We start from the raw sequence: 26,422 nt of genomic DNA on the forward strand, positions 1-26,422 counted from the left end.
TCCCTATCAAATTTAGGCCTGCCAGTTTGGGGCGCTGCTAGAATGGCGACTGCTACACAAACTGCCTCCACGTGGGCTGTGTGACAGTGCTAAGTGCTTGATTATTCGGTGTGTTTACGAGGTTCAAATCCTCTCGCCCCGACCAGGAAAATCAAGGACTTACGGTGAAAGCCGTAGGTCCTTTTTTATTTCCTGTGTGGAATAGGGTCACTCTGGGGCCACCTTGCGATTTTGGGGCCTGGCGGGAGCTTGTGGGGCCGCGCAAGGATGCAGGATCTGCAACCCGGAGCGCGCGATGAACATCGCCCGCGACAAGTACCGACAGACGTTCGATCTGCAGTGGAATTGCCGACGCCAGAACAACGACGCGGGCCCTGGGTCTTACTGCGACCGATGCACCCTTGGTAGCGGTGCCTCGTATCGAGGCGCGTGACCACCGCAGCGGGTGTTATGCTGCGGAACGTCGTGCCCTCATGAATCGCACATAACGACCCGAAGCAAAACACCGTAGGTAGCGCGGAGAGGTCTATGCCGATATTTGAGGAGCCCTAACGGAAAATTTCTCTGCCTGAAGTTTCCCAGGACCCATCTCTGAGATTCGTTCGCATGTCCGTAGATCATCGCCTTTGCTGGAGCACGCCATACGTCAGGAAGAAGCTGATCGAACGCTCGCTTTCGGAACGGGCGGTCTTCGCCTATTTCCTCGCCATCACGACTTTCGACTGGCTGCAGTTCTCGCTCATCGCGGCCACGCCGAGTCCGAAAGTTGAACCGTGGATGCTCGCCAACGCGTGGGCTACTTTCGGAGTGACGATAGCGGGCGTTGTGTACCTCTTCGGCAGAAACCGTGGCGGTACTCGCTTCATGTCGCGCTATTTTCCGCTATCGGTCACCGTCGGATGGAAGTGCGTCGTGTTCCTGTATGCGTTGAACTGGCTAATTGACGCATGCTTTGCGGATTATGGGCAAACGGTTGTTGGCTGGCTTTCCACGGCATGTGCGGGCGTCGTCAACATTTTCATGTTCTGGCGTATTGGTTACCACCTCAGTACGGTTGCTCGGGTATCGGCTAACTCCAATATTGCCGCGTAAAGTTGCTATGGTGCGTCGGCCCGCTTTGACTGGTCGGCAGTGCCGTGTAGCCGTTGGCGGTTTGCCCGGACGGGAGGCGCTGGAATGGCGAGGTGAGGTCGCGACACGGATTAAACCGCCGCCGACCGATTGATGCATCAACAACCATTTAGACTCGGCACTCTATTGCTGTCGGATTCAGGATACCGTCGTCGGGGTGAAACGCCAGGGGAATCGGGCACCGGGAAAATGACACGCGACGCCGCCCGCCGCGCACTCGCCGCCCGCTGCGAAGTGAGCGCGCCGCCGCAGCCGGTATGATCGCGGCGGTTGCCCGAATGAGTGAGCAAGATTCGGCTGTTAATTTTCCTCACATATCGGTGAGAATCCCTCGCTATGAACCGCGCGCCGCGCGATTTACGATCAGGTCATGTTTTGGCCGCCGGCGCGTGCACATAACCAGCCGGTTTTTACACGAGTGCCCGTCATGGACCCAATAGAGCTCGCTCAACTCCTGTTTCTCGCCGCCGTGTGGGGCGGATCGTTCCTGTTTATCCGCATCGGCGTGGCCGATTTCGGCGTCGCGCCGTTGATGGCGTTGCGCGTCGGCATCGGCGCGCTGTTCCTGCTGCTCGTGCTGTTCTTGCGCCGTCCCGCGCGTGAGGCGGTCGGTACGCTGCGAGAGCGGGCCTGGCCGCTGTTTGTCGTCGGCATCCTCAACTCAGCCGCGCCGTTCTGTCTCTTCGCCTGGGCCGAGCTGACGCTTTCCGCGGGCGTGACGTCGGTGATCAATGCGACGACCCCGCTATGGGGCGCCGTCGTCGCGTATCTGTGGCTCAAGGACCGGCTGAGCGGGATGCGCATTGTCGGGCTCGTGATCGGCTTTGCCGGTGTGCTCGCGCTCGTTGGCGACCAGATCCTGACGCATGCGGGTGACGGGGCTTCGTCGTCCGCCACCGCGCTCGCGGCAGCAGCGACGCTCGGCGCGACGCTGCTCTACGGCATTGCCGCGAGCTATACGAAGCGCCATCTGACCGGTGCTGATCCGCTCACGGTCGCCGCTGGCACGATGATGGGCGCGACGATCGTGCTCGTGCCGTTCGCCGTTGCGACCTGGCCGTCGACGCCCATCTCGCTGCACGCGTGGGGCGCCGTGCTCGGACTCGGCATCGCCTGCACGGGCATCGCGTATCTGCTGTTCTTCCGGCTCATCGCCGCCATCGGTCCCGCGCGCACGATTACCGTCACGTTCGTGATTCCGGTCTTCGGCATCTTGTGGGGCGCGCTCTTTCTTGGCGAGCGTGTGTCGGCGGGCATGGTCGGGGCGTGCGCAACGATTCTCGTCGGTACGGCGCTGGCAACGGGTTTTGTGAAGCGCCTGCCGGGTCTTCGCGCGCAGCAGGGTGGGGCTGGCGCGAAGCAGTGAATCTTCGGCGTTGGGTGCCGCGTTTCGGCTTCGTTGCGCATGCATTTGATGCATGCGCAACGACTGCTTTATGCGCCACCTGAGGGCTTGCCGCTCAAGAAGAACGCCGGGTAGCCGGCCAGGACGGCTGGCATCGCTTCGAGCAGAAGCTGCCAACATAGCTCGTGACTCCCGCGTGTCCATCGAATTTCACGGCAATATCGGATGCCGCATATCCATGCGCGCTAATTCCCAATTGAACGGATGCGTTTATTCATTCCGACGCAATAAAGCATGATTTGGCATTGTCAGTCAGATAGTGTTTGTCGGCTTTCTGTAATTTTTTGATATTTAAACCAAACTGGCATATAAAAATATGACGGATTTAATCCTTCCGAATAATTTGCCGATAAGTGAGGTAACGAATACGTAGTAGGCGCTTCTGTGGTACGTATCGAAAGCCCCCAGTCACCGACGCTGATGCTATGACAGCGTAAGACCCACAATATTGTGCGGTGCAAAAGCGGTCGAGACACGATAGACGCACGATTATCAATAGAAGTCTAGACTGGCGCCATTCTTCGGCAATGGTGCGATTGTGGTGTCGACGAATCAATACAGTGTTTTCGCTTAATGGCTTTGCCAACAAAGCAATGATATGGTTTTGGTTGAGTGGCCCTTATTGAGCCTGTGCCGAATACGCAACGATGAATCGCTATTTTCAAGGTTTCTCCATCATTGCGGATCCGCTGGTTTTAGGTTCGCCGCGTGCGGGACGGGGGGATCGTCCGGCGCGCGGCGCAAGCCGGTTCAGGCTGATTTGACGCACGGCGGGTCGCTTTGCGGCCCCGGGCGACGACGGCTGCCGCAACCGCCCAGGCGCCAGGGCGGTTGCGCGACGCTCGCGCTCCGGCGGACTTCGCTCCGGCGTCGTTAGATTGACGTTCGCATCGGGACTTCCATGAAAGTAAAAAAATTGCCCTGGCAGGGCTATTGTGTGCGCGGGGTGCTTGCCGCGCTGCTCGGTCTTGGGTCCGCAGGCGCGCACGCGGATCGGTTCGGCGTCCAGTTCGGCGCGGGGATCGGTGACCACGACCTCAAGAAGTTGGATCTGGGCCTCGTCTGGGATCCCGGCTGGCAATGGTGGCATGTCGGCGGTTTTCATTTCACCGTGGTCGGCGAGGGCCACGTCGCGTACTGGCACGCGACTCCTTCCAATGCGTCGGCTTCAGGCGTCTGGGAGTTCGGAATCACGCCGATGTTCCGCATCATCAAGGACACGGGATGGTTCCGTCCGTTCTTCGAGGCGGGCCCTGGGGTGCGGTTGCTGTCAACGGTCTATGTGGCGCCTGGCCGAACTGTGTCGACTGCCTTCCAGTTCTCCGAGACGTTTGGCGTCGGCGCGCAATTCGGCGAGCGCCAGAACTATCAGGCCGGTGTCCGCTTCCAGCACCTGTCCAATGCGGGCATCAAGAGGCCGAATCCGGGCATCAACTTCACCCAGATCTATTTGCAGTACAACTTCTAGCGTGTCGCAACCGGCACAGGCGTTGCTGTAACCACAGCCGCTCGGCGCACGCTAGAAGCACACCGCGCCAGTTCGTCCATGTCGGCCGTTTCGGCGCCGACTGAGCGCCTGCTGCCCGCCGCACACGCCGATACCGGCCATTTCCCACACCCGCTAAACTGTCGAGCATTGATGCGGTGCACCACGTGCGCCGCATCGCCGGCATTTCTTACACGCGATGCGCCGGCGTCGCAGACAGAAGAGTGAGGACGAGGCATGGCTATCGAATCGGTGGGGATTGTGGGCGCGGGCACGATGGGCAACGGCATCGCGCAGGCGGTCGCCGTTGCGGGCCTGAAAGCGGTGATGATCGACGTGACCGACGCGGCGCTCGCAAAAGGCGTGGCGACGCTCACGCACAGCCTCGAGCGGCTCGTTTCGAAGGGCAAGCTTGCCGCGGACGTGCGCGACGCGGCGCTCACGCACATCGAGATTTCCACCGATTACCAGCGTCTCGCGGGCGTGGATCTCGTGATCGAGGCCGCCACCGAGAACGCCGAACTCAAGACGCGCATTCTCAAGCAGATCGAAGCCGCTGCGCGGCCGGATGCGATCATCGCGTCGAACACGTCGTCGATTTCGATCACGGCGCTCGCGACGACGCTGGCCGATCCATCGCGCTTTATCGGCATGCATTTTTTCAATCCGGTGCCGATGATGCCGCTGGTGGAAGTGATCCGCGGTCTGCAGACGCGTGCGCAGATCGCGCAGGACGTCCATGAACTCGCGAAGCGGCTCGACAAGACGCCGATCGACGTGAAGAATTCGCCGGGCTTCGTCGTGAACCGCATTCTCGTGCCGATGATCAACGAAGCGTTCTTCGTGCTCGCGGAAGGCACGGCGAGCGCCGAGGAGATCGACGCCGGCATGAAGCTCGGCGCCAATCATCCGATTGGGCCGCTCGCACTGGCGGACCTGATCGGCCTTGACGTGTGCCTCTCCGTGATGGACGTCTTCCTGAAAGACTTCGGGGACTCGAAGTATCGTGCCTGTCCGCTGCTGCGCGAGAAGGTCGCGGCGGGCCAGCTCGGCCGCAAGACCGGGCAAGGCGTGTATCGCTACGACAAGTAATCGCGCGGTGATCGCGCAAAGCCGGTTCAGGTGCGCACGCCTACGCGGTACTGTGTGACCTGACGATACGTGGCGCCGGGGCGTAGCACCACGGCGTCGCGCTCGGGGGCTTCCATGTTGATCTGGTTCGGGAAGCCGCCCGCTTCGAGGCACAGGCCCGCATGGCGCACGTACGTCGCGCCATGGCGGCCCGGCATGCCGTCCAGATAGTTCCCCGTATAGCACTGCAGGCCGTACTGGTCGGTCGCGACGCTCAGTTCGCGCCCGCTGCACGGATCGTAGACGCACGCAACGCTGCGCACCGCGCACGCCGTGCCCGGTTCGGCGACAGGTTTGCGCAGCACGTAGCAATGATCGAAGCCGCGTGTGCGCGCGAGCTGGGCGTTCGGCCAGTCGAGTCGCGCGCCCAGCGGCGCGCCGTGCCGGAAATCGAAGGCGCTGCCCGACACGTCGGCGATGCCGACCGGGATCAACTGCGGATCGACTTCGAAAAACGCATCGGCGTCGATCGTGAGAACGTGTCCGCGAATATCCGAGCCGGGTTCGCCGGTGAGATTGAAGTACGGATGACTCGTGAGATTGAGCGGCGTCGGCGCGTCGCTCACGGCTTCGTAGTCGATCGTGAGCGTGCCTTCGTCGTCGAGCGTGTAGCGTACCTGCACGCTCACGTTGCCGGGAAATCCGGCGTCGCCTTCCGGCGAGTCGAGCCGCAGCACCAGCGCGCCGCGATCGTCTTCGACTTGCCACATCGCGCGATGAAAGCCGTTTGCGCCGCCGTGCAGCAAATTGCCGTTCTCGTTGCGGTCGAGCGTGTATTCGATGCCGTCGAGCGTGAAGCGCGCGCCGCCGATGCGATTCGCCCAGCGCCCGACGAGGCCGCCCATGTAGGTGCTCGCTGCGTAGTATTGGGCGGGCGTGTCGTGGCCGAGCAGGATATCGGCGAGGCGCCCGGCGCGGTCGGGCGCGAGCCATGAGACGAGCGTTGCGCCGAGATCGCTGATCGTCAGCTTCATGCCCTGCGCGTTGCGCAGCGTGTAGAGCCGGACGGGATCGCCGCCGGGCAGGGTGCCCCAGGGTTCGGCGGGCAGATGGGCGAAGCTGTTCATGGGGCTGGAGTCGGAGATATTTATTGGCGGCCGTGGCCGGAGTCCGGACGCGCGGACGTTGGGGAACGCGTCGCTTCAAGCGCAACGCTGTCCTGATACTCGCGCGGCGTGCAACCGAGTTCGCGTTTGAACACGGCATACATGTACTGAAGCGACGTGAACCCGCAACGGATCGCGACTTCGGCGCTCGCCGCGTCGCGCGATGCGAGCATCGCCTTGGCGGCGTCGAGCTTGTGACGCAGGATTTCCTGGTGCACGGTGCACTGGCGTTCCCGCCGGAAATACTCTTCCAGCGACGATCGAGAGATGCCGACGTAATCCGCGACCTGTTCGGTCTTGATGCCCTGGCATGCGTATTGCCGGATGAAGTGGCGTGCACGCATGACGTGCGGGCTTGAGAGCGGTTCGTGTTTCGTCGATTCGAGCACGTTGATGCCGACCGGCGGAACCAGAATGCGCCGTCCGGGAAAACGCGCGCCGCTCAGCATCTGGTGCAGCAGGTGCGCCGCCGTCTTGCCCATTTCCTCTGTGCCCTGGATCACCGACGACAGCGGAATGCGCGTGAGCGTGCGTGTGAGCGGGTCGTTGTCGATGCCGATGATCGCGACCTGTTCGGGCACCGCGATGCCGTGGATCAGGCATGCCTGCAGCAGATGCCGCGCGCGCGCGTCGGTGACGGCGATGACGCCGACCGGCTTGGGCAGGCTGTGCAGCCATTCGCTCAACTGCTCGATGGCCTGGTTCCAGGCCGGCGCGCTCGTCGCGAGTCCGCGGTAGACGGGCGCGGCGACGCCTTCGTCCCGCGCGAGCTTCTGGAAGGCGAGTTCGCGCTCCTGCGCCCAGCGGTTCTCCTGTGCGACCGGCAGGCTGTACATCGCGAGATGCGGCAGTCCGGCGCCGATCAGATGCGTCCACGCGAGCGAGACGAGCTTGGCGTTGTCCGTGGCGATATACGGCAGCTCGGGCGGGTAGTGCGCGGGGTCTTCGAACGAGGAGCCGACTGCGACCACGGGCAGGCGGCAGCCGATCAGCGCTTCGGCCACGGCGGGGTCGTCGAAGTCGGCGATGATGCCGTCGCCGTCGAAGCGCTCGATGCCCGCGAGGCGGCAGCGGAAATCCTCTTCGAGAAACAGGTCCCACGCGACGCGCGTCGAGCGCAGGTAATGGCCGATTCCCGCAATGATCTCGCGGTCATAGACCTTGTTCGCGTTGAAGAGCAGCGCGATGCGGTGCGGCGTCTGGGAAGCGGGGGCGCGGTTCATGGCATGTCGGGCGCGACATCGCGGCGGGCCGTGGCTGGCGGGCGCGGGGTTGTCGACGCCATCGTCTCCTTGTTCCTTGTCTGGGCGCAGCGTGTGTGCTGTTCGCGCGGCGCTGTCTCGGCTCTGGCTTCGGCCCGGGTTTCGGTTATTAAGCGTGCAGTTATTTTAGGCCGACATTTCGCGGCGCGTGGGCGGCACACGTGCGGCTGGCAGGAAACGTTATCCGGCTCCCGCAATTTCGCAATTGCTCCTCGTCGCGCGGCGCGGGCAGTATGGCTCTCATACAGACGGGCGCGTGCCGTTGCGCCGCAACATGAGAGGAGTCGCCATGCAGTATTTCGACCATATTCCCGCGATCCGCTACGAGGGCCCGCAGTCGGACAATCCGCTCGCTTTTCACCATTACGACCGCTCGAGGAAAATCCTCGGCAAAACCCTTGAGGAGCATCTGCGCGTCGCCGTGTGCTATTGGCACACGTTCGTGTGGCCAGGTGTCGATATTTTCGGGCAGGGCACGTTTCATCGTCCGTGGCAGCAGCCGGGCGACGCCATGGAGCGCGCGCGCCAGAAGGCCGATACCGCGTTCGAGTTTTTCTCGAAGCTCGGCGCGCCGTTCTATACGTTCCATGACACCGATGTCGCGCCCGAGGGCAAGGACCTGAAGGACTACACCGAGAATTTCGCGCGCATGGTCGACTACATCGGCGAGCGTCAGCAGGCGAGCGGTGTGAAGCTGTTGTGGGGCACGGCGAATCTCTTTTCGAACCCGCGTTATGCAGGCGGAGCAGCGACGAGTCCGAATCCCGAAGTGTTCGCGTATGCCGCGACGCAGGTGTGCCACGCGCTCGATGCCACGCGCAAGCTCGGCGGCGAGAACTATGTGCTGTGGGGCGGCCGCGAAGGCTACGACACGCTGCTCAACACCGACCTCATGCGCGAGCGCGAGCAGTTTGCGCGCTTCCTTTCGATGGTGGTCGAGCACAAGCACCGCACCGGTTTCAAGGGCACGCTGCTGATCGAGCCGAAGCCGCAGGAGCCGACCAAGCATCAATACGATTACGACGTCGCGACCGTCTACGGTTTTCTCGCGCAATACGGCCTGCAAAACGAAATCCGCGTCAATATCGAGGCCAATCACGCGACGCTCGCGGGCCACTCGTTCCATCACGAAATCGCCATGGCCTTCGCCCTCGGCGTGTTCGGAAGCGTCGATGCGAATCGAGGCGATCAGCAAAACGGCTGGGACACGGATCAGTTCCCGAATAGCGTCGAGGAACTCACGCTCGCGTTTTACGAAATCCTGCGTCATGGCGGATTTTCGACCGGCGGCATGAATTTCGACGCGAAGGTGCGCCGCCAGAGCAGCGATGCCGAAGATCTGTTCTATGGCCACGTCGGCGCCATGGACGTGCTCGCAATCGCGCTGGAGCGCGCCGCGGTGCTCATCGAACACGACCGTCTCGAACAGTTTCGCCAGCAACGTTACGCGGGCTGGGATACGGAGTTCGGTCGCAAGATCCTCGCGGGCGGTTATTCGCTGTATTCGCTCGCCGCCGACGCCACCGCGCACGGCATGAATCCGCAGCATGCGAGCGGCCAGCAGGAGCGGCTCGAAAACATCGTCAATCAGGCGATTTACGGGCTGCGCTAGCCGCTGGCGAGACCGACGAGGATAGAGACATGTTCATCGGAATCGATCTCGGGACGTCGGGCGTGAAGGCCGTGCTGCTGGACCGCGCGGGCGACGTGCTCGGCAGCGCGAGCGCGCCGCTCGCGGCAAGCCGGCCGCAGCCGCGCTGGTCCGAGCAGGCGCCGCAGGACTGGTGGCGCGCCACGCAGACAGCGCTGCGCGCGTTACTCGCGCAGGCCGCGACTGCGGGCGTCGAGCCTGCGCGTATCGAGGCACTTGGCCTGACCGGCCAGATGCATGGCGCGACGCTGCTCGATGCAGGCGGTGACGTGCTGCGTCCCGCGATCCTGTGGAACGATGGCCGTTCCGATGTCGAATGTCTCGAACTGGAGCGCGCGATGCCGGAGTTGCATGCCATCGCGGGTAATCTGGCGATGCCGGGTTTTACGGCGCCCAAGCTGCTGTGGGTACGCAAGCATGAACCCGAAGTGTTCGCGCGCATCGCGCATGTTCTGCTGCCGAAGGATTATCTGCGCTATCTGCTGACCGGTGTGTTCGCAACGGATGCATCGGACGCTTCCGGCACGCTGTGGCTCGACATCGCGAAGCGCGACTACAGCGATGCGTTGCTGGCCGCATGCGGGCTTGCGCGCGAGCAGATGCCCGCGGTCTTCGAGGGCAACCGGATCACAGGCACGCTGCGTCCGGAACTGGCGCGCGAATTCGGGCTGCGAGAGATACCCGTGGTCGCGGGCGGCGGCGACAACGCGGCGGGCGCGGTCGGCGTCGGCATTGTGCGCCCCGGCGATGCGATGCTGTCGCTCGGCACATCCGGCGTTTATTTTGCGGTATCGGACGGTTTTCGCGCGAATCCCGAATCCGCTGTCCACAGCTTCTGCCACGCGCTGCCGCAAATCTGGCATCTGATGTCGGTGATGCTCAATGCCGCCAGTTGCATCGATTTCACGGCGCAATGCACGGGTTATGAGAGCGTGGCGGCCTTGCTCGCCGATGCCGAAGCGCACTCGAACACGCAAACCGATGCGCGCCGCCCGTGGTTTCTCCCTTATCTGAGCGGCGAGCGCACGCCGCATAACAACGTCAACGCGAAGGGCGTTTTTTACGGCATGACGGCGCAGACCACGCGCGCCGATCTCACGAATGCAACGCTCGAAGGCGTGGGCTTCGCGCTGCTCGACGGCATGGACGCGTTGCACGCCGCCGGCCTCGTGCCCGATTCGATCACGGTGATTGGCGGCGGTTCGCGCAGCGCCTGGTGGACGCAGATGCTCGCGGATATCAGCGGCCGCGCACTGACGCTGCGCGCGGGCGGCGAAGTAGGGCCGGCGCTCGGCGCAGCACGCCTCGCGCACCTCGCGCTGGAACCGGGCGCGACGCTGGAATCGGTGTGTCCGCAACCGCCTGTGCTGGCCGTGCGCGAACCCGACGCTGCACGCCATGCCTGGTATCGCGAGGCGCGTCGACCGACGTTCCGCGCGCTCTATCGCGCGCTCGAACCTGTTTTTGCAACCGGAGCCTGATTACGGCGTCGGGGAGGCAGAAAGCTGCCCGGCCGGAGTAGCCGTGCAGGAAGATAAGTAGTCCTGTCGTAATGCCGCCGTGTCCTCTCGCGGGCGCGTGCGTCTTGCAAACATTGGCGCACCGGATCCGCGCATCGGCGGGACGGTTTCGGGCCAACAAAAAGGAAAAGGAGTTGGAGACATGAATTTTGCCAAACGTCGTTCGGTTCTTGGTTCGCTCGTTTGCGGGGCAGTGCTCGCGAGCCTCTCGCTTGCCGCGCCGCTCGCGCATGCAAGCAAGGCTCATCCCGAGATCGGCTTTTGCATCGACGATCTGCGCGTCGAGCGCTGGTCGCGTGATCGCGACTACTTCGTTGCAGCCGCCGAAAAACTCGGTGCGAAGGTTTCGGTGCAATCGGCCGATGCGAGCGAAGAGCGCCAGATTTCCCAGATCGAAAATCTCATCTCGCGCGGCGTGGATGTGATCGTGATCGTGCCGTTCAATTCGAAGACGCTCGGCAACGTAGTGGCCGAAGCGAAAAAGGCCGGGATCAAGGTGGTTTCGTATGACCGCCTGATCCTCGACGCCGATGTGGACGCATACATCTCGTTCGACAACGAGAAGGTAGGCGAACTGCAGGCACAGGGCGTCTTCAACGCGCAGCCGAAGGGCAACTACTTCCTGCTGGGCGGCGCGCCCACCGACAACAACGCGAAGATGCTGCGCGCAGGCCAGATGAAGGTGCTCAAGCCCGCCATCGATCGCGGCGACATCAAGGTGGTCGGCCAGCAGTGGGTGCCGGAATGGAGCGCTTCGACGGCGCTGCGCATCGTGGAGGATGCGTTGACCGCGAACAGCAACAAGATCGATGCGGTCGTCGCTTCGAACGACGGCACGGCGGGCGGTGCGATCCAGGCGCTGGCGACCCAGCATCTCGCAGGCAAAGTGCCCGTTTCGGGCCAGGACGCGGACCTCGCGGCAGTGAGGCGCGTGATCGCGGGCACGCAGACCATGACGGTCTACAAGCCGCTCAAGCTGATTGCGAGCCAGGCGGCCAGGCTCGCTGTCGATCTCGCGAAGGGCGACAAGCCCGCGTACAACGCGCAGTACGACAACGGCAGGAAGAAGGTCGATACGGTCCTGCTGCAGCCGACGCTGCTCACGAAGAGCAATGTGGACGTCGTGGTCAAGGACGGTTTCTACACGCAGGCACAACTGGCGAGCCAGTAACGGCACGCGCAGCGCGCGCCGCTTCGTGTGGCGTCGCGCGCGGCCCGTTGCAGCGAGGTGCAAAGCGTATGACCCAACCATTGCTGACGATGCGCGGCATCGTCAAATCCTTTGCGGGCGTGAAAGCGCTCGACGGCATCGACCTCACCGTGCGGCCCGGCGAATGCGTGGGTTTGTGCGGCGAAAACGGCGCGGGCAAATCGACGCTCATGAAGGTGCTGTCGGGCGTCTATCCGCACGGCACGTGGAGCGGCGAGATCCGCTGGGAAGGCGAGCCGCTGAAAGCCGCGAACGTGCGCGACACGGAGCGCGCGGGCATCGTCATCATCCATCAGGAATTGATGCTCGTGCCGGAGCTTTCCGTTGCCGAAAATATTTTCCTCGGCAACGAGATTACGCTGCCGGGCGGCCGCATGAATTACGCGGCGATGTACCGCCGCGCCGACGAACTGCTGCGCGAACTGAACATCGCAGCGATCAACGTCGCGCAGCCTGTGATGAACTACGGCGGCGGCCATCAGCAGCTCATCGAGATCGCGAAGGCGCTCAACAAGCGCGCGAAGCTGCTGATTCTCGACGAGCCGTCGTCGTCGCTCACCGCCGCCGAAACGAAGATCCTGCTCGATATCGTGCGCGATCTGAAGCGGCGCGGCGTGGCGTGCGTCTACATTTCGCACAAGCTCGACGAAGTCGCGGCGGTGTGCGACACGGTCACGGTGATCCGCGACGGCAAGCACGTCGCGACGGAGTCCATGCAGTCGCTCACGACCGATCGCATCATCGCGATGATGGTGGGCCGCGAGATCCGCAACCTCTATCCGCGCGAGCCGCACGAGATTGGCGACGTTGTATTCGAAGCGCGCAATGTGACCTGCTTCGATGTGACGAACCCGCGCCGCAAGCGCGTGGACGATGTGTCGTTTGCGGTGCGGCGCGGCGAGATTCTGGGCGTGGCCGGACTCGTGGGCGCCGGGCGCACGGAGACGATGCAGGCTATTTTCGGGGCATATCCGGGCGCGTGCACGGCGAGCGTGCTGCTCGACGGCAAGCCGTTGAAGATCCGCTCGCCGCTCGATGCGATCGAGGCCGGCATCGCGATGGTCCCCGAAGACCGCAAGCGTCACGGCATCGTGCCGCAACTGGGCGTGGGCCACAACATCACGCTCGCCGTGCTCGAACGTTTCTCGAAGGGCGGACGCATCGATGCCGCCGCCGAACTCGGCACCATTCGCACCGAAATGCAGCGGCTGTCCGTGCGCGCGGCCAATCCCATGCTCTCGATTGCGAGCCTTTCGGGCGGCAACCAGCAAAAGGCCGTGCTGACGAAAATGCTGCTGACCGACCCGAAGGTGCTGATTCTCGACGAGCCCACGCGCGGCGTCGACGTCGGCGCGAAGTACGAGATCTACAAGCTCATCTTCGAGCTTGCGAAGCGCGGTGTGGCGATCGTTGTGGTGTCCTCCGAGTTGCCCGAAGTGCTGGGCATCAGCGACCGCGTTCTCGTCATCGGCGAGGGTGAGTTGCGCGGCGACTTCGTCAACCGCGGTCTCACGCAGGAACATATTCTCGGCGCGGCGATCCAGAGCCGGCGCAGCCCATCCCTCGGTCAAACTGAAAGAGCGAGTGCAGCATGACCCCTGACGTCACCTCCCAAAGTGTGCGCGACGACGCCGAGCATGGCGGCAGCAGCTTCGGCATGCGCTTCCAGCAGCTATTCGCGCGCTACAAGATCCTCGCGTTGCTGCTCGCGGTCGCTGCGATCTGGGCGTTTTTCTCGGCCCTCACGCACGGCGCGTTCATCACGCCGCGCAACGTCTCGAACCTGCTGCGGCAGATGTCGATCACCGGCATGCTCGCGTGCGGCATGGTGTTCGTCATCATCGCGGGCGAGATCGATTTGTCGGTGGGCTCGCTGCTCGGCCTGCTCGGCGGCGTGGCCGCGATTCTGGACGTGAACCGCGGCTGGCCCATCGTCGCGACAGTGCCTGTGGTGCTCGCGCTCGGCGTGCTCGTCGGGCTCCTGAACGGCTGGTGGTCCACGTACCGGCGCGTGCCGTCGTTCATCGTCGGGCTCGGCGGCATGCTCGCGTATCGCGGCGTCCTGCTCGGCATTACTGGCGGGTCCACGATCGCGCCGGTCTCGGACCACTTCGTGTTCATCGGCCAGGGTTATCTGCCGCGGCTCGCGGGCGACGCGCTCGCGCTCGTGCTGTTTGCTCTCCTCGCGCTGCTGACCGTGCGCCAGCGGGCGAACCGGCGGCGCTACCAGTTGCCGGTCGCGCCGCTGTGGCAGGACGGCGTGAAGATCGTCGGCGCAGGCGCACTCGTGCTGGCGTTTGTCGTCATGCTCGACAGCTATGGCGGCATTCCCGTGCCCGTGCTGCTTCTGCTTGCGCTGGTCGGCATCTTCACGTGGATCGCGACGCAGACGGTGTTCGGCAGGCGCATCTATGCCGTGGGCTCGAATCTCGAAGCGACGCGCCTTTCGGGCGTCAACACGAACCGCGTGAAGCTCGCGATCTTCGCGCTGATGGGCCTCATGTGCGCGTTCGGCGGCATCGTCAATTCGGCGCGTCTCGCGGCGGGCTCGCCCTCGGCGGGCACGATGGGCGAACTCGATGCGATTGCGGCGTGCTTCATCGGCGGCACGTCGATGCGCGGCGGCTCCGGCACCGTGTATGGCGCACTGATCGGCGCGCTCGTGATGGCGAGCCTCGATAACGGCATGTCGATGCTCGATGTCGATGCCTATTGGCAGATGATCGTAAAGGGCGGCATTCTCGTGCTCGCCGTGTGGATCGATGTCGTGTCAGGGTCGAATCGCCGTTGACGCCAAGATCGCAAACGCGCCGTCCTCCTGCCGTGAAATTTCGTCCAATAGCCGGATGGGAAGACGGCAAGCCCGCACGCTCCGTGCGGGCGCCCCGAAAGGCGTATGGGGTCTTAAGCTACACTTGCTGCAGCCTGAAAATGGAGCAGCAATGATTACTCGGAAAGCATGTCTCGTCGGCCTCGCGGCCACTGCCACCTTGCTTGCAGGATGCGCGGCGCAGTACCGCAATTCCAGCGCGTGCCAACAGGAAATGCGCAGCCGCCTCGCAGATGCGTCGCACGGCAAGCTTTCTGTCGCGCACACTTCAGTCGCGTATCGCGGTAGCCGCGTCGTGGTCGAAGGTCACCTCGAAGCGACGCATCACGCCGTTGCGGACGCCGCTTCTGGCGCTTCGGACGCAAAGGCGGCGCTTGCGGCCTCGGGGCCCTCGGAGGCTTCGGCGGTTGTAGAGGAATCGGCGGCAGTAGAGGCTTCGGCGACCAAGGCCGAAACCAAACCCACTACGCCGGTCGACGTGCTGACGCAGAAACTCGGCATCAAAAAGCCGCGGCAAACGCCCGCCGCCGCCGAATGCACGTTCGACGAGTCGGGCCTCAAGTCGTTTCGCTGGCTCGCGCCGGCGTCGCTCGCGAAGACCACGCCCGACCCGGGCGCCCCGTCCGACTGACACCGCACGGACGAACCACGCGAGGCGGCTTCCGTCCCGATTTGCGCGTGCCCATAAAGCGCTCCGAACCTTTTTATGGTCAACGGCGTGTTTCGCGGACTCGCATCGGACGGCCGCGACCATGACGCGCAGATCGCATCCGGACGCAAAAGCGATCGCCAGTGCGTTGATAGCAAAGTAAAAATCCGGATTTCGGGTTTCGCGCGAACCTGCTCAGGCATCAAGAAGAACGCGACAGCGGCGTAATTGCCGGTGCGTCGATCAGTGACGGGGCGCGGATTTTGCACAGGGACTCCCTGGACCGGTAAAATAATTGGTTGATCCACGCAAACTGGCCGTGGCGTAGCCGAGGGATTACCCGAACATGAGTGATTTTCATCAACGTCTTGCCATCCGTGCTGTCGCGTTCCTGATGGCAGGCGGGCTGGTCGCCGGCTGCAGCTCGCCGTCGGCTCCCAAGATCGATTACCGCAGCGACATCAAAACGAAGGCCAAGGAGTCGACGCTGGCGATTCCGCCGAACATGCTCGACGAAACGTCCGACCAGCGTTCGCTGCCGCCGGTGGGCGGCGAGACTTCGCTCTCCGCGCTCCAGCGCGTCGAGACCGCAGCGCCGCCGTCGTCGGCCGACGATACGCGCGTGCTCCCGCAGGTGGCGGGCATGCATATCCAGCGTGACGGTACGGAAAGCTGGCTCGTCATCGACAACAGGAAGCCCGACGAGGTCTGGCCGCAGGTGCGCCGCTTCTGGCAGGAGCAGGGTTTCCTGCTGGTGGTCGACCAGCGCGACAAGGGCGTCATGGAGACCGACTGGAACGAAACGCACCAGAAGATCAGCGACGGCCTGATCCGCAACACGCTGTCGTGGGCGATGGGCAATTCGTACGTCGGGGCCGAGCGCAACAAGTACCGCACACGTCTCGAAACGTCGCCGGCCGGCGGCACCTATATCTTCATCAGCCAGAAGGGTTTGAGCGAGCAGGTTGGTGGCGTCAACAACGACAGCACGAAGTGGGCGCCGAAGCCCAACGATCCCGCGCTCGAAACCGAATACCTGAAGCGCCTGATGGTGACGCTTGCGAATGCGAAGCCGGGCGTGCCCGACGTGCAGGCCGTCGCCGAGGCGGACGCGAAGCCGGATGCCAAGGCCGACAAGGCGAAGTCGAAGGCGGACCCGGCTGCTGCTGCCGTCGCCGCGCAGAACGCCAACTTCGCTGCGCAGAACGCCGCTGCTTCCGCGCAGCAGTCGGGAAGCGGCGTGTCGCCGTCGGGCGGCCAGTACACGTCGACGGAACTCACGCTCGGCGAGTCGTATGACCGCGCATGGCTGCGTGTGGGCATCGCGCTCGACCGCGCGAGCTTCACCGTGGACGAGCGCGACCGCACGAAGGGTATCTACTACGTGCGCTACGTCGACCCGAAGGACATGACTTCCGACTCGCAGGGCTTCTGGGACCAGGTGTTCCATGGCCGCAAGGAGAAGGTCGCGAAGCTGTACAAGCTGAACGTCCGCGCCATTACCGAGACCCAGACGCGCGTGGCGATCGTCGACGACGCGGGCAAGATCGACACGTCGGCCCCGGCTCGCGAGATCATGAACCTCGTCGTCTCGCAACTGCAGTAACGCATTTGCGGCCCGCACGCCGGGCCTCCATTAAAAAACCCGCCTGGCGCAACACGCAGGCGGGTTTTTTTTACGCTGTGCGCAACGGCGCTCAGTGCGGAGGAATCATCCATGTGAACACGTTTTGCTGCAGCCACACGAGGATGCCGAGCAGGATGGTCAGCAGGATCGAGTGCTTGAAGGTCTTCGCGAACACGTGACCTTCCTTGCCCTTGAGGTCGGTGGTGGCGACGCCGGTCGAGATGTTCTGCGGCGAAATCATCTTGCCCATCACGCCGCCCGACGAATTGGTTGCCGCCATCAGCACGGGGTTCAGGTTCAGCTGCTTCGCGGCGACCACCTGCAGGTTGCCGAAGAGCGCGTTGCCCGAGGTGTCGCTGCCCGAGAGGAACACCGCCACCCAGCCGAGGAATGCCGAGACGAGCGGGAAGAACGCACCCACCGAAGCCGCGCCGAGACCGAGCGTGTAGGTGAGCCCCGAGTAGTTCATCAGATAGGCGAGACCGACGATGGTCGCCACGGTCAGGATGGCGATGCGCGTCTGGACCCACGTGTCGGAGATCGCGCAGCAGAAGTCCGAGAACTTCAGACGCACGATGAACGCTGTGATCAGCGCGGCGACGAGAATGGCCGTACCGGTGGCGAGCGGCTGGAAGTCCCAGATCGCGCCATAGGGCGTGTTATAGAGCGTGATGAACACGGCCTTGTCGAGGCCCGGCCAGGGGATCTTCGCCTCGCCGTGCGTGAACACCTTCAGGATCGTCCAGAGAATCACGACCACGGAGACGATCAGCCACGGATACCAGCCTTGCACGCCCGGCACGTCGGCGCGCACTTCCTTCGAGCGGTCGACCTTGATCTCGAACTTCGGATCGGGAGCGGGTTTCCACACGTGCACGAATGCAATCGTGAGGATCAGCGAAACGAGCGACGAGAGAACGTCGGTCAGGCTGTAGTTAATGAAGTTCGCGGTGACGAACTGCGTGAGCGCGAAGCTGCCGCCCGCGACGAGCAGGACCGGCCACACGCGCAGCATGTTGCGAAAGCCCGCGTAGATGCCGATTACGTAGAACGGCAGTGCCAGCGCGAAGAACGGCAGCTGGCGGCCGACCATTTTACCGAGCGCTTCGGCGGGCAGGTGGGTGACGGCGCCAAGCACGGTGATCGGCACGCCGAGCGCACCGAATGCCACCGGCGCGGTGTTGAAGATCAGCGTGAACGTCAGTGCTTCGAGTGCCGGGAAGCCGAGCATGATCAGCAGCGAGCTCGTGATCGCGATCGGCGTGCCGAAGCCGGAAATGCCTTCGAACAGCGCGCCGAACGAAAAGCCGACCACGACGAGCACGATGCGCCGGTCGTTCGGCAGGTGATCGAGCAGCCACATGCGAAACGCGGCGAACCGGCCTGAGCGCAGCGCGATGTTGTAAAGCAGAATTGCCGTGACGACGATCCACATGACAGGCCACAGCGCGAACACGGCACCCGCGAAGACGGAATTGAACGCGAGCCCGACCGGGAATTGCCAGCCGAGGATCGCGACGAGCAGGCCGACGATCAGGCCGGCGAGCGAAGCCTGCCACGCGGGTCGGCGCGCCCAGCCCAGCAGGGCGAGCACGGTGATGATCGGCAAGGCTGCGATTAAGAAGGACAGGAATAGCGAGTTGCCGATTGGAGTTAACAACTGGTGGAACATGACGTCTCCTGTTTTATGCGTCTTCGATTCGGCGCGAAAGATGCTCTCCGGTACGCGGGGGCGCTGGTGAAGACGGGTGTGTAATTAAGATATTGCTTCACTCCCCGATGCCCCCTAGCAGCATATAAAAGCCGGAACCGGCGTCAAGCAGGGAAACTACCGTCAAGCCCCGATCGGGGTGCGGCATATTTGCGGACGCAACGACGTTGCGGCCGGGCACGGACGGCGATTCGACGCGGGGCGCGGGGCGCGCGCTACGTGTTTGCGAAGGTGGAGCGGACGAAACGCGCAGGAGCGTTTCGCGCGGTTGCCGTGCCCGAAAAGAGAAGCGGCGCATCCCGTGAACCGGGAATGCGCCGCTCAGCCTCTCTGATCTTTGCGTTTTTGCCTGTCGTTATAGGTGCGTCTGGTTGTGATGTTTTGCCGTTCGCTGTGCCAGCGTGCGTGCGCTTACTTGCCGACCTGGTTGCCGATGATGCCGCCGACCGCCGCACCGCCGACTGTCGCGAGCGCGCCGCCTGCGAGCGCCGCACCGGCCACGCCGCCAACGCCCGCACCGATTATGGTGTCCCGGTCGCGTCTTGACATGTTGTCACAGGCGGAAAGGCTGGAGATGGCCGTCACGAGCGCGGTGAGGGTGAGAAGGGTGCGTGCGCGTCCAAGGGTTTTCATGATTGACTCCGGGGTAGTTTCGAGCGGCGCGGCGTGTGTGGGACGCAGGCTGCGCGGCTACTACACCCATCGTATCCAGCGAACCCGTATCTGGATGTGCGCGTTTGTCAGAGAGCCGTTGGAGTCGTAAAAGAGTGTTTCGCGCATTTAAGCCCCGGCAGGCCCGCCCTTTTGCCGGGTGTGCCGAGTCTGCCGGGGCTTCGAGCGCGTTTCAGCCGTTACTGGCGCCGATAGATCTCGCCGCCTTGCTTGATGAACTCGACTGCCTTCACTTCCATGCCTTTCTTCAGGGCTTCTTCGTCGCTCACGCCCTGCTTGGCCGCGAAATCGCGCACGTCCTGCGTGATCTTCATCGAGCAGAAATGCGGACCGCACATCGAGCAGAAATGCGCGACCTTCGCCGAGTCCTTCGGCAGCGTCTCGTCGTGGAATTCGCGTGCCTTGTCCGGGTCGAGGCCGATGTTGAACTGATCCTCCCAGCGGAACTCGAAACGCGCCTTCGAAAGCGCGTTGTCGCGCACCTGCGCGCCCGGATGACCCTTCGCGAGATCGGCCGCGTGCGCCGCGAGCTTGTACGTGATGATGCCTTCCTTCACGTCGTTCTTGTTCGGCAGGCCAAGGTGCTCCTTCGGCGTCACGTAGCAGAGCATCGCGGTGCCGAACCAGCCGATCATCGCGGCACCGATGCCCGAGGTGATGTGGTCGTAGCCCGGCGCGATGTCGGTCGTGAGCGGCCCGAGCGTGTAGAACGGCGCTTCGTCGCACCAGTCGAGCTGCAGGTCCATGTTCTCCTTGATGAGCTGCATCGGCACGTGGCCCGGACCTTCGATCATGACCTGCACGTCGTGCTTCCACGCGATCTGCGTGAGTTCGCCGAGCGTCTTCAGTTCGCCGAGCTGCGCTTCGTCGTTGGCGTCGTAGATCGAGCCCGGACGCAGGCCGTCACCGAGCGAGAAGGCGACGTCGTAGGCCTTCATGATTTCGCAGATCTCTTCGAAGTGCTCGTACAGGAAGGATTCCTTGTGATGGGCGAGGCACCACTTGGCCATGATCGACCCGCCGCGCGAGACGATGCCCGTCATGCGGTTGGCGGTGAGCGGCACGTACCGCAGGAGCACGCCCGCGTGGATCGTGAAGTAGTCGACGCCTTGCTCGGCCTGCTCGATCAGCGTGTCGCGGAAGATCTCCCACGTGAGGTCTTCGGCTTTGCCGTCGACCTTTTCGAGCGCCTGATAGATCGGCACCGTGCCGATCGGCACCGGCGAATTGCGGATGATCCACTCGCGCGTTTCGTGAATGTGCTTGCCCGTGGACAGATCCATGACCGTGTCGCCGCCCCAGCGGATCGACCACGTCATCTTGTCGACTTCCTCGCCGATCGACGACGTCACGGCCGAATTGCCGATGTTCGCATTGATCTTCACGAGGAAGTTGCGGCCGATGATCATCGGCTCGCTTTCCGGGTGGTTGATGTTCGACGGGATGATCGCGCGGCCGCGCGCGATTTCCTCGCGCACGAATTCGGGCGTGATTTCCTGCAGCGGGTTGGCGCCGTATGCGGCTGCGCCGAACGCCTGGCCCGCGTGCTGGCGGCCCATCATCGCGGCGAGCTTCGCGCCGTTCGTGCCGCTCGCCTTGAGGCTTTCAAGGTATTCGGCGCGGCGCTGGTTCTCGCGGATCGCGACGAACTCCATTTCCGGGGTGACGATGCCCTGGCGCGCGTAGTGCATCTGCGAGACGTTCTTGCCGGCCTTTGCGCGGCGCGGCGTGCGGTGCAGGCCGGGGAAGCGCAGTTCGGCGGTGGCCGCATCGGCGGCGCGCTCGCGGCCGTATTCCGAAGTCAGGCCCGGCAGCGCTTCGGTGTCGCCGCGCGACTCGATCCAGCGCTCTCGCAGTGCGGGCAGGCCGGTGCGAATGTCGATTCTGGCTTCGGGATCGGTGTAAGGACCTGAGGTGTCGTAGACATAGATCGGCGGGTTTTTCTCGCCGCCGAAGGCGGTGGGCGTATCCGACTGCGTGATCTCGCGCATCGGCACGCGAATGTCCGGCTGCGAACCAGTCACGTAGATTTTGCGGGAATTGGGCAGCGGGGCTACCGCGGCTTCGTCGACGTGCGCGTTGGCGGAAACGAACTTCGGGTTCGCGTTCATGACTCTCTCTCCTGTGTCGACCAGAGTTGGCGCTTTAGCGCCTTGCTCTGGTCCCATGCCGGTACGGCGGTCGACCAGAGTCGGCGCTGTAGCGCCTTACGCTGGTCTCATGCAAAGCGATGTGAAAACTACGGCTTAGCAGGAGGCGAGACGGAACGTGGACGAATTTCGCGATGAAGAGGTGAGGCCGGTGCTGCTGCGAAATCCGGACGCATCCCTGCGCTGGCATTATCCAGATCAGGTTCAAAGGGTATTTCTCACCCGCGCAATACGCCGCTCGACTTTCGTTCGTCACGGCGCATGACGCAGGACCCCCGCGTAAGCAGGGCAAACGATACACCGCGTTGCGACAATCTGGCAAGTGACGCTTGCCCCTGTCCGTGGTGCCGATGGCGGCGCGCTGGCAAAGTGAATTGTGCCGGATGCTGCGGGCCGAAACAGGTCGCGATCGCTTTTGCGCGATTTTCCGGGACGTCGGCGGTTACTTCTCCGGTTATTTCGCCTTTTCCGCGCTGTTCGTGATGGCGTGGCCGCCTGCGGACAAGTCCTGCCCGGCACCCGCAACCGTATTGCAGGCGGCGATCGTGCCCGCCGAGGCGGCGATGAGTATCAATGCAATCAGGCGTTTCATGAGCGTTCCTCCGGCGCATCAGATCAGGTCACGCGCTGTGCAGCATGCGGCGTGCCCGGGCGCTCGAATCCCGGCTCGTCACGACGCCTGGGCGCGTTGCCCGGGGCGAGGGCGCATGGCCATGTGAACCCAGCCCGCGAGCGCCGTGAACACGAGCCCGGCGATGCACACACCGACCCAGCCGAACAGGTGCCAGGTCGTCACGCCGACCGCGGATCCGGCTGCGCCGCCGATGAAGTACGCGACCATGTAGACCGTATTGACCCGGCTGCGCGCTTCGGGGCGCAGCGCGTAGACGCGCGACTGGTTCGAAATCTGTGCGGCCTGCACGCCGATGTCGAGCACGATTACGCCGATCACGAGCCCGAGGAGGCTCTTGCCGGAAAACGCGAAGATCACGAAGGCGAGCGCCATGAGCCAGAGCGACATCGTGATGATCGCGCGCGAGCCGCGCTTGTCGGCGAAGCGGCCCGCAACCGGCGCGGCCATGGCGCCTGCCGCGCCGACCACGCCGAAGAGTCCGGCCGCCTCCGGCCCGAGGTGGAACGGCTCGCCCGCGAGCAGCAGCGTGAGCACGGGCCAGAACATGCTGAATGCGCCGAACAGGAACGCGCCCGTGGTGGCGGCTTCGCGCAGTCCGCGCAATTCGACGGTGAGATGCCACATCGAGGCGAGCAGCTTGCCGTAGCCGAGCGTGGACGTGGGCTGGCTGCGCGGCAGCTTCAGAACGACGACAACCGCGAGCGCAAGCAGCATGACGACGGAAACGCCGAACATGGCGCGCCAGCCGAAATACTGGCCGACGAAGCCTGCCACCGTGCGCGCGAGCAGGATGCCGATCAACAGGCCGCTCATGACGGTGCCCACGGCGTGGCCGCGCGCCTCGGGCGGCGCGAGTTCGGCGGCGAAGGGGACGGCCTGTTGCGCAATGGTTGCGAGCACACCGATTGCGAGGCTCGCGCCGATCAGCACGGCAAGGTTCGGCGCCGTCGCCGCGACGAGCAGCGCGATGCAGACGCCCGCAATCTGCAGCAGGATCAGGCGGCGGCGGTCGAAGCGGTCGCCAAGCGGCGCGAGCAGCAGCATCCCGCCGGCATAGCCGAGCTGCGTCGCGGCGGGCACTGCGCCAATCCAGCTGGAACTCTCGGGGAAGGATCGGCGGAAGTCGTCGAGCAGCGGCTGGTTGTAGTAAATGCTCGCGACCGAGACGCCCGCGATGGTCGCCAGCAGGAGCAGGAGGCTGCGCAATGACGGGTTGTCGCCAGCGGGTGCGGAAACGGAAGTGGACATGGGGTCAGGAGCGGGCGGCACCCGGCGAAACGAAAGGCTGGAATCAAGGGTGCCGATCATACCGGAGCGAGCAGGATCGCGCCGGTGAATAGCTGATACCGGCGCGGATACCGGCGGGTTGCACGCGGGAGGCGCACCGGTTGTACATACCCGCGTGCATCCCGCGCGCTGCGCTCAGGGGATCAGGCCGCCCGAGGGTTCGTAAAACGGATAAGGACCCTCAGATTCATCGACGTACGCGTGGTGGGTAACGACGCCGCCGCGCGGATCGTAGCGATGCAGTGCGAACGCGGATGGTTCGAGCGTGAACGAGGAGGGCGCGCCGGGTGCGAGATCGAGTGTCACCTGATGCGCGGGTGCGGGCACGGTCGAAGCGATCGTGCCGCCGAAACGCACGAACATCGGCCGATGGACGTGGCCGCAGATCACGCGCTCGACGTTCGGATGCTGCGCGATCAGCGCTTCCAGTGCCTGCGCCGCTGCGTCATCGAGCCGGATCGCGTCCATGTGGCCGATGCCGCAATCGAACGGGGGGTGATGCAGTGCGACGATCACGGGACGCTCGCGCGCGGCGTCGAGCTGCTCCGCGAGCCATGCGAGCCGCTGTGCGCACAGCGTGCCCGCGCTTTGCCCGGGCTGCATGGAATCGAGCGCGATCAGGCGCATCTCGCCGATGTCGGCGGCGTATTGCACGAATTCGCCGCCCGCACGCAGTTCGGCGCGCTCGGGAAAGACTTCGCGCAGCGCCTCGCGAGCGTCGTGGTTGCCGACCATGAGCCAGTACGGTATTTCCAGCGGGGCGAGCAGCGCCTTGAGGTGCAGGTACTCTTCGGTCGAGCCGCGGTCGACAAGGTCGCCGGTTATGACGACCGCGTCCGGGCGCGGCGCGAGTGCGTTCAGCCGCGCGATCGTGCGCGAGAGGCCCGCGGCTGTATCGACGCGCCGGTAGGCCAGTGCGCCGGGTTGCTTGATATGAAGGTCGCTGATCTGGGCGAGCAGCATGGGTGTTCTCTCCGGGTACGGCGCAATTGTCGTAAATGCAATTGTCGCCAGAATTTATGCGAGCGCGATCAGTGCGTCGGCTGCGATTGAAAGTCCGACCGGCGTACCGGGAGCGAGTTCGACGCGCCCGGCGACGTCGATGACGAGCGCGTCGTGCGTCGCGCCCTCGATCGTCAGGCGGGTGCGTTCACCGAGAAACGTCGTGCGCCCGATCACGCCCCGCAGGTGCGCGGTGGCGGGATCGGCGAGCGTGGCATCCTCGGGGCGGAAATACAGCTCGCTCGCACCCGCCATGTGCGGCGCGGCGGCCGGCACGGCGCCGCCGGTCGTGCGCAGCAGGCCGTCCTGCCATTGTCCCGCGAGCCGGTTAAGCGTGCCGACAAACTGCGCGACCGCGCGGCTCGCCGGACGATAGTAGATGTCGCGCGGCGTGCCGATCTGCTCGATGCGGCCCGCGCTCATCACGACGATGCGGTCGCCAAGCTCCATCGCTTCGGCCTGATCGTGCGTAACGTAGACGGTCGTCACGCCGAGTTCGCGCAGCAGCGCGTTCATGTCGCTGCGCAGCGCATCGCGCAGGCGCGCATCGAGGGCCGTGAGCGGTTCGTCGAGCAGCAGCACGCGCGGACGCGGCGCGAGCGCACGGGCGAGCGCGACGCGCTGGCGCTGACCACCCGAAAGCTGGCCGATGTTTTTATCGGCGTGCGTTTCGAGACGCATCATTGAAAGCAGTTCGTCTACGCGCTCGCGTGCGGTATGGGTCGGAACTTTCTGGATCTTGAGGCCGTAACCAATGTTCTCGCGCACCGTGAGATTCGGAAAGAGCGCGTAGTTCTGGAACACCATGCCGACCTTGCGGCGCTCGATGGGCAGGGCTGTTACGTCGTCGTCGCCGAAATATACGCTGCCGCCCGCGTCGGGCGATTCGAGTCCCGCGATCAGGCGCAGCGTCGTCGTTTTGCCGCAGCCGGAGGGCCCGAGCAGCACGAGCGTTTCGCCCGCGCCGATCGCCAGATCGAGCGGCTCCAGCACGCGCGCGCCGCGAAACGTCTTCGCGCAACGCGTGAGGGTGATCGGTATGGAATCGAGTTTCATCGGGAATCCTTGTTGGTGCGGTGCTTGCGGGCTTTGCGGTTGATCTGGCCGCCCGATGCGTCCACGCCGAGCCATTGCATGGCCACGAGCAACGGCAGCGTCATCATGAGGAAGAGGATCGTGTAGGCGCTGCCCACTTCGATGCGCAGCGATGCGTAGGCGTCGGCGAGACCGACCGGCAGCGTCCTTGTGTCGGGCGTGTGCAGCATCCAGGTGAGATTGAATTCGCCGATCGAGAGCGTGAGCACGGCGAGCGCACCCGCAACGATGCCGGCCCGCGCATTGGGCAGCACGATCGTGACAAAGCGCTGGATGAAAGTTGCGCCGAGGCTTGCGGCGCCTTCTTCGAGCGTGCGCAGGTCCGCCGAAGCGCACACGGCCGCGACGGGCCGCACCATGAACGGCAGCGTGAACACCACGTGGCCGACCACGATAAACGCGGTGCTCGAACGAAACGCGGTGAAGCTGCCGTACACCACGAGCAGCGCGAGCGCCGAGGCGAGGCCCGGCAGTGCGATGGGCATGACGAGCAGTTCCTCGATCAGCCGCGAGAGGCGCGTGCGGCTGCGCGCGAGCGCGTAGCCGGCGGGCACGCCTGCCAGGAGCGTGATGACGAGCGTCGCGGCGGCGATTTCGAGCGAGAGGAACACCGACTCGTGATACTGCGTCCAGACCTGATCGAGCCAGCGCAAGGTGAAGCCGCTTGAGATGCCGCGAAAGTAGTTGACCGTGAGGCCAGCGACGATCGACATCACGACGGGCACGATCAGAAATGCACAGGTGGCGAGCGTGACGCACCATTGCGCGAACGCGAGCCATGTGCGGGCGGAGGGCGGCGCGAGCCGCCTCCGTGCGGCGGCTGCGGCAGGCGTGACGACTGAGTTCATGTGCGGTTCCCCGAT

Annotated in this window: 22 protein-coding genes; 12 read left to right on the top strand and 10 right to left on the bottom strand. The window is 64.2% G+C overall.

The features are described from left to right. Window positions 1-606: 606 nt before the first annotated feature. The 4 genes from ACFPTO_RS01875 (at window position 607) to ACFPTO_RS01890 (ending at window position 5,114) form a co-directional block, all read left to right on the top strand. On the top strand, window positions 607-1,092 hold the full coding sequence (locus tag ACFPTO_RS01875; protein ID WP_377709059.1) for a hypothetical protein: 486 nt from the start codon (window positions 607-609) through the stop codon (window positions 1,090-1,092). 466 nt (window positions 1,093-1,558) lie between these two features. Beyond that, on the top strand, window positions 1,559-2,497 hold the full coding sequence (locus ACFPTO_RS01880) for a DMT family transporter (RefSeq protein WP_377709060.1): 939 nt from the start codon (window positions 1,559-1,561) through the stop codon (window positions 2,495-2,497). A gap of 940 nt (window positions 2,498-3,437) precedes the next feature. Continuing rightward, a complete protein-coding gene (locus ACFPTO_RS01885; RefSeq protein WP_377709061.1) occupies window positions 3,438-4,004 on the top strand; it encodes an acyloxyacyl hydrolase in 567 nt (188 codons plus the stop codon). A 255-nt stretch (window positions 4,005-4,259) separates the two neighbouring features. Next, window positions 4,260-5,114: a 3-hydroxybutyryl-CoA dehydrogenase gene (locus ACFPTO_RS01890; protein ID WP_377709063.1), complete on the top strand. Its 855-nt coding sequence runs from the start codon at window positions 4,260-4,262 to the stop codon at window positions 5,112-5,114. A gap of 26 nt (window positions 5,115-5,140) precedes the next feature. Here the strand turns inward: ACFPTO_RS01890 and ACFPTO_RS01895 are convergent, their stop codons facing one another. Next, window positions 5,141-6,220 (bottom strand): aldose epimerase family protein, encoded by a 1,080-nt coding sequence (locus ACFPTO_RS01895; protein WP_377709064.1) that lies wholly within the window; start codon window positions 6,218-6,220, stop codon window positions 5,141-5,143. Between the two features lie 20 nt (window positions 6,221-6,240). Further along, window positions 6,241-7,482, bottom strand: coding sequence for a XylR family transcriptional regulator (locus ACFPTO_RS01900; RefSeq protein WP_377709066.1), 1,242 nt, complete (start codon window positions 7,480-7,482; stop codon window positions 6,241-6,243). A gap of 328 nt (window positions 7,483-7,810) precedes the next feature. Between ACFPTO_RS01900 and xylA the strand changes: the two genes are divergently transcribed. The 8 genes from xylA to bamC all read left to right on the top strand — a co-directional run bounded on the left by xylA (window position 7,811) and on the right by bamC (window position 16,987). Further along, window positions 7,811-9,133 carry a xylose isomerase gene (xylA, locus tag ACFPTO_RS01905; protein WP_377709067.1) on the top strand — a complete coding sequence of 441 codons (1,323 nt, stop codon included), beginning with the start codon at window positions 7,811-7,813 and terminating at the stop codon, window positions 9,131-9,133. 29 nt (window positions 9,134-9,162) lie between these two features. Next, window positions 9,163-10,653: a xylulokinase gene (gene xylB, locus ACFPTO_RS01910; protein WP_377709069.1), complete on the top strand. Its 1,491-nt coding sequence runs from the start codon at window positions 9,163-9,165 to the stop codon at window positions 10,651-10,653. Between the two features lie 181 nt (window positions 10,654-10,834). After that, window positions 10,835-11,863 carry a D-xylose ABC transporter substrate-binding protein gene (xylF, locus tag ACFPTO_RS01915; RefSeq protein ID WP_377709070.1) on the top strand — a complete coding sequence of 343 codons (1,029 nt, stop codon included), beginning with the start codon at window positions 10,835-10,837 and terminating at the stop codon, window positions 11,861-11,863. Between the two features lie 80 nt (window positions 11,864-11,943). Next, a complete protein-coding gene (xylG, locus tag ACFPTO_RS01920; protein WP_417629188.1) occupies window positions 11,944-13,497 on the top strand; it encodes a D-xylose ABC transporter ATP-binding protein in 1,554 nt (517 codons plus the stop codon). After that, on the top strand, window positions 13,494-14,693 hold the full coding sequence (locus ACFPTO_RS01925; protein WP_377709074.1) for a sugar ABC transporter permease: 1,200 nt from the start codon (window positions 13,494-13,496) through the stop codon (window positions 14,691-14,693). The genes xylG and ACFPTO_RS01925 overlap by 4 nt, the downstream gene beginning before the upstream one ends. A 151-nt stretch (window positions 14,694-14,844) precedes the next feature. Then, on the top strand, window positions 14,845-15,363 hold the full coding sequence (locus ACFPTO_RS01930; protein ID WP_377709076.1) for a hypothetical protein: 519 nt from the start codon (window positions 14,845-14,847) through the stop codon (window positions 15,361-15,363). 75 nt (window positions 15,364-15,438) lie between these two features. Then, entirely contained in the window at window positions 15,439-15,609 is a 171-nt protein-coding gene (locus tag ACFPTO_RS01935) for a hypothetical protein (protein ID WP_377709078.1), read from the top strand. 118 nt (window positions 15,610-15,727) lie between these two features. Then, a complete protein-coding gene (bamC, locus tag ACFPTO_RS01940; RefSeq protein WP_377709080.1) occupies window positions 15,728-16,987 on the top strand; it encodes an outer membrane protein assembly factor BamC in 1,260 nt (419 codons plus the stop codon). A 91-nt stretch (window positions 16,988-17,078) separates the two neighbouring features. Here bamC and ACFPTO_RS01945 read toward each other — a convergent pair whose 3' ends face one another. The 8 genes from ACFPTO_RS01945 to ACFPTO_RS01980 all read right to left on the bottom strand — a co-directional run bounded on the left by ACFPTO_RS01945 (window position 17,079) and on the right by ACFPTO_RS01980 (window position 26,407). Further along, window positions 17,079-18,680, bottom strand: coding sequence for an L-lactate permease (locus ACFPTO_RS01945; RefSeq protein WP_377709081.1), 1,602 nt, complete (start codon window positions 18,678-18,680; stop codon window positions 17,079-17,081). Window positions 18,681-19,130: 450 nt separating this feature from the next. Next, window positions 19,131-19,352, bottom strand: coding sequence for a glycine zipper 2TM domain-containing protein (locus ACFPTO_RS01950; protein WP_377709082.1), 222 nt, complete (start codon window positions 19,350-19,352; stop codon window positions 19,131-19,133). Between the two features lie 218 nt (window positions 19,353-19,570). Beyond that, window positions 19,571-21,502, bottom strand: a complete 1,932-nt coding sequence (gene thiC, locus ACFPTO_RS01955; protein ID WP_377709084.1) for a phosphomethylpyrimidine synthase ThiC — start codon at window positions 21,500-21,502, stop codon at window positions 19,571-19,573. 493 nt (window positions 21,503-21,995) lie between these two features. Continuing rightward, window positions 21,996-22,133 carry an entericidin A/B family lipoprotein gene (locus ACFPTO_RS01960; protein ID WP_377709086.1) on the bottom strand — a complete coding sequence of 46 codons (138 nt, stop codon included), beginning with the start codon at window positions 22,131-22,133 and terminating at the stop codon, window positions 21,996-21,998. Between the two features lie 78 nt (window positions 22,134-22,211). Then, entirely contained in the window at window positions 22,212-23,423 is a 1,212-nt protein-coding gene (locus ACFPTO_RS01965) for an MFS transporter (RefSeq protein WP_377709088.1), read from the bottom strand. Window positions 23,424-23,597: 174 nt separating this feature from the next. Further along, window positions 23,598-24,425, bottom strand: coding sequence for a phosphodiesterase (locus tag ACFPTO_RS01970; RefSeq protein ID WP_377709089.1), 828 nt, complete (start codon window positions 24,423-24,425; stop codon window positions 23,598-23,600). A 54-nt stretch (window positions 24,426-24,479) separates the two neighbouring features. Beyond that, window positions 24,480-25,520, bottom strand: coding sequence for an ABC transporter ATP-binding protein (locus ACFPTO_RS01975; RefSeq protein ID WP_377709090.1), 1,041 nt, complete (start codon window positions 25,518-25,520; stop codon window positions 24,480-24,482). Further along, window positions 25,517-26,407 carry an ABC transporter permease gene (locus ACFPTO_RS01980; protein WP_377709092.1) on the bottom strand — a complete coding sequence of 297 codons (891 nt, stop codon included), beginning with the start codon at window positions 26,405-26,407 and terminating at the stop codon, window positions 25,517-25,519. Before ACFPTO_RS01980 ends, ACFPTO_RS01975 begins: the two co-directional genes overlap by 4 nt. Window positions 26,408-26,422 lie beyond the last annotated feature (15 nt).

Origin of the sequence: Paraburkholderia denitrificans (assembly GCF_042655705.1) — a bacterium.
Classification (GTDB): Bacteria; Pseudomonadota; Gammaproteobacteria; order Burkholderiales; family Burkholderiaceae; genus Paraburkholderia; species Paraburkholderia denitrificans.

Excerpts from the sequence above, each read along its gene's own strand:
- ACFPTO_RS01885 (WP_377709061.1), top strand. The coding sequence starts at position 3,438 with ATGAAAGTAAAAAAATTGCCCTGGCAGGGCTATTGTGTGCGCGGGGTG.
- ACFPTO_RS01960 (WP_377709086.1), bottom strand. The coding sequence starts at position 22,133 with ATGAAACGCCTGATTGCATTGATACTCATCGCCGCCTCGGCGGGCACG.
- ACFPTO_RS01950 (WP_377709082.1), bottom strand. The coding sequence starts at position 19,352 with ATGAAAACCCTTGGACGCGCACGCACCCTTCTCACCCTCACCGCGCTC.
- xylA (WP_377709067.1), top strand. The coding sequence starts at position 7,811 with ATGCAGTATTTCGACCATATTCCCGCGATCCGCTACGAGGGCCCGCAG.
- bamC (WP_377709080.1), top strand. The coding sequence starts at position 15,728 with ATGAGTGATTTTCATCAACGTCTTGCCATCCGTGCTGTCGCGTTCCTG.
- ACFPTO_RS01890 (WP_377709063.1), top strand. The coding sequence starts at position 4,260 with ATGGCTATCGAATCGGTGGGGATTGTGGGCGCGGGCACGATGGGCAAC.
- ACFPTO_RS01895 (WP_377709064.1), bottom strand. The coding sequence starts at position 6,220 with ATGAACAGCTTCGCCCATCTGCCCGCCGAACCCTGGGGCACCCTGCCC.
- ACFPTO_RS01965 (WP_377709088.1), bottom strand. The coding sequence starts at position 23,423 with ATGTCCACTTCCGTTTCCGCACCCGCTGGCGACAACCCGTCATTGCGC.
- ACFPTO_RS01880 (WP_377709060.1), top strand. The coding sequence starts at position 1,559 with ATGGACCCAATAGAGCTCGCTCAACTCCTGTTTCTCGCCGCCGTGTGG.
- ACFPTO_RS01935 (WP_377709078.1), top strand. The coding sequence starts at position 15,439 with ATGGTCAACGGCGTGTTTCGCGGACTCGCATCGGACGGCCGCGACCAT.
- ACFPTO_RS01970 (WP_377709089.1), bottom strand. The coding sequence starts at position 24,425 with ATGCTGCTCGCCCAGATCAGCGACCTTCATATCAAGCAACCCGGCGCA.
- ACFPTO_RS01945 (WP_377709081.1), bottom strand. The coding sequence starts at position 18,680 with ATGTTCCACCAGTTGTTAACTCCAATCGGCAACTCGCTATTCCTGTCC.
- ACFPTO_RS01980 (WP_377709092.1), bottom strand. The coding sequence starts at position 26,407 with ATGAACTCAGTCGTCACGCCTGCCGCAGCCGCCGCACGGAGGCGGCTC.
- ACFPTO_RS01930 (WP_377709076.1), top strand. The coding sequence starts at position 14,845 with ATGATTACTCGGAAAGCATGTCTCGTCGGCCTCGCGGCCACTGCCACC.
- xylF (WP_377709070.1), top strand. The coding sequence starts at position 10,835 with ATGAATTTTGCCAAACGTCGTTCGGTTCTTGGTTCGCTCGTTTGCGGG.
- ACFPTO_RS01875 (WP_377709059.1), top strand. The coding sequence starts at position 607 with ATGTCCGTAGATCATCGCCTTTGCTGGAGCACGCCATACGTCAGGAAG.
- ACFPTO_RS01900 (WP_377709066.1), bottom strand. The coding sequence starts at position 7,482 with ATGAACCGCGCCCCCGCTTCCCAGACGCCGCACCGCATCGCGCTGCTC.
- thiC (WP_377709084.1), bottom strand. The coding sequence starts at position 21,502 with ATGAACGCGAACCCGAAGTTCGTTTCCGCCAACGCGCACGTCGACGAA.
- xylB (WP_377709069.1), top strand. The coding sequence starts at position 9,163 with ATGTTCATCGGAATCGATCTCGGGACGTCGGGCGTGAAGGCCGTGCTG.
- ACFPTO_RS01925 (WP_377709074.1), top strand. The coding sequence starts at position 13,494 with ATGACCCCTGACGTCACCTCCCAAAGTGTGCGCGACGACGCCGAGCAT.
- ACFPTO_RS01975 (WP_377709090.1), bottom strand. The coding sequence starts at position 25,520 with ATGAAACTCGATTCCATACCGATCACCCTCACGCGTTGCGCGAAGACG.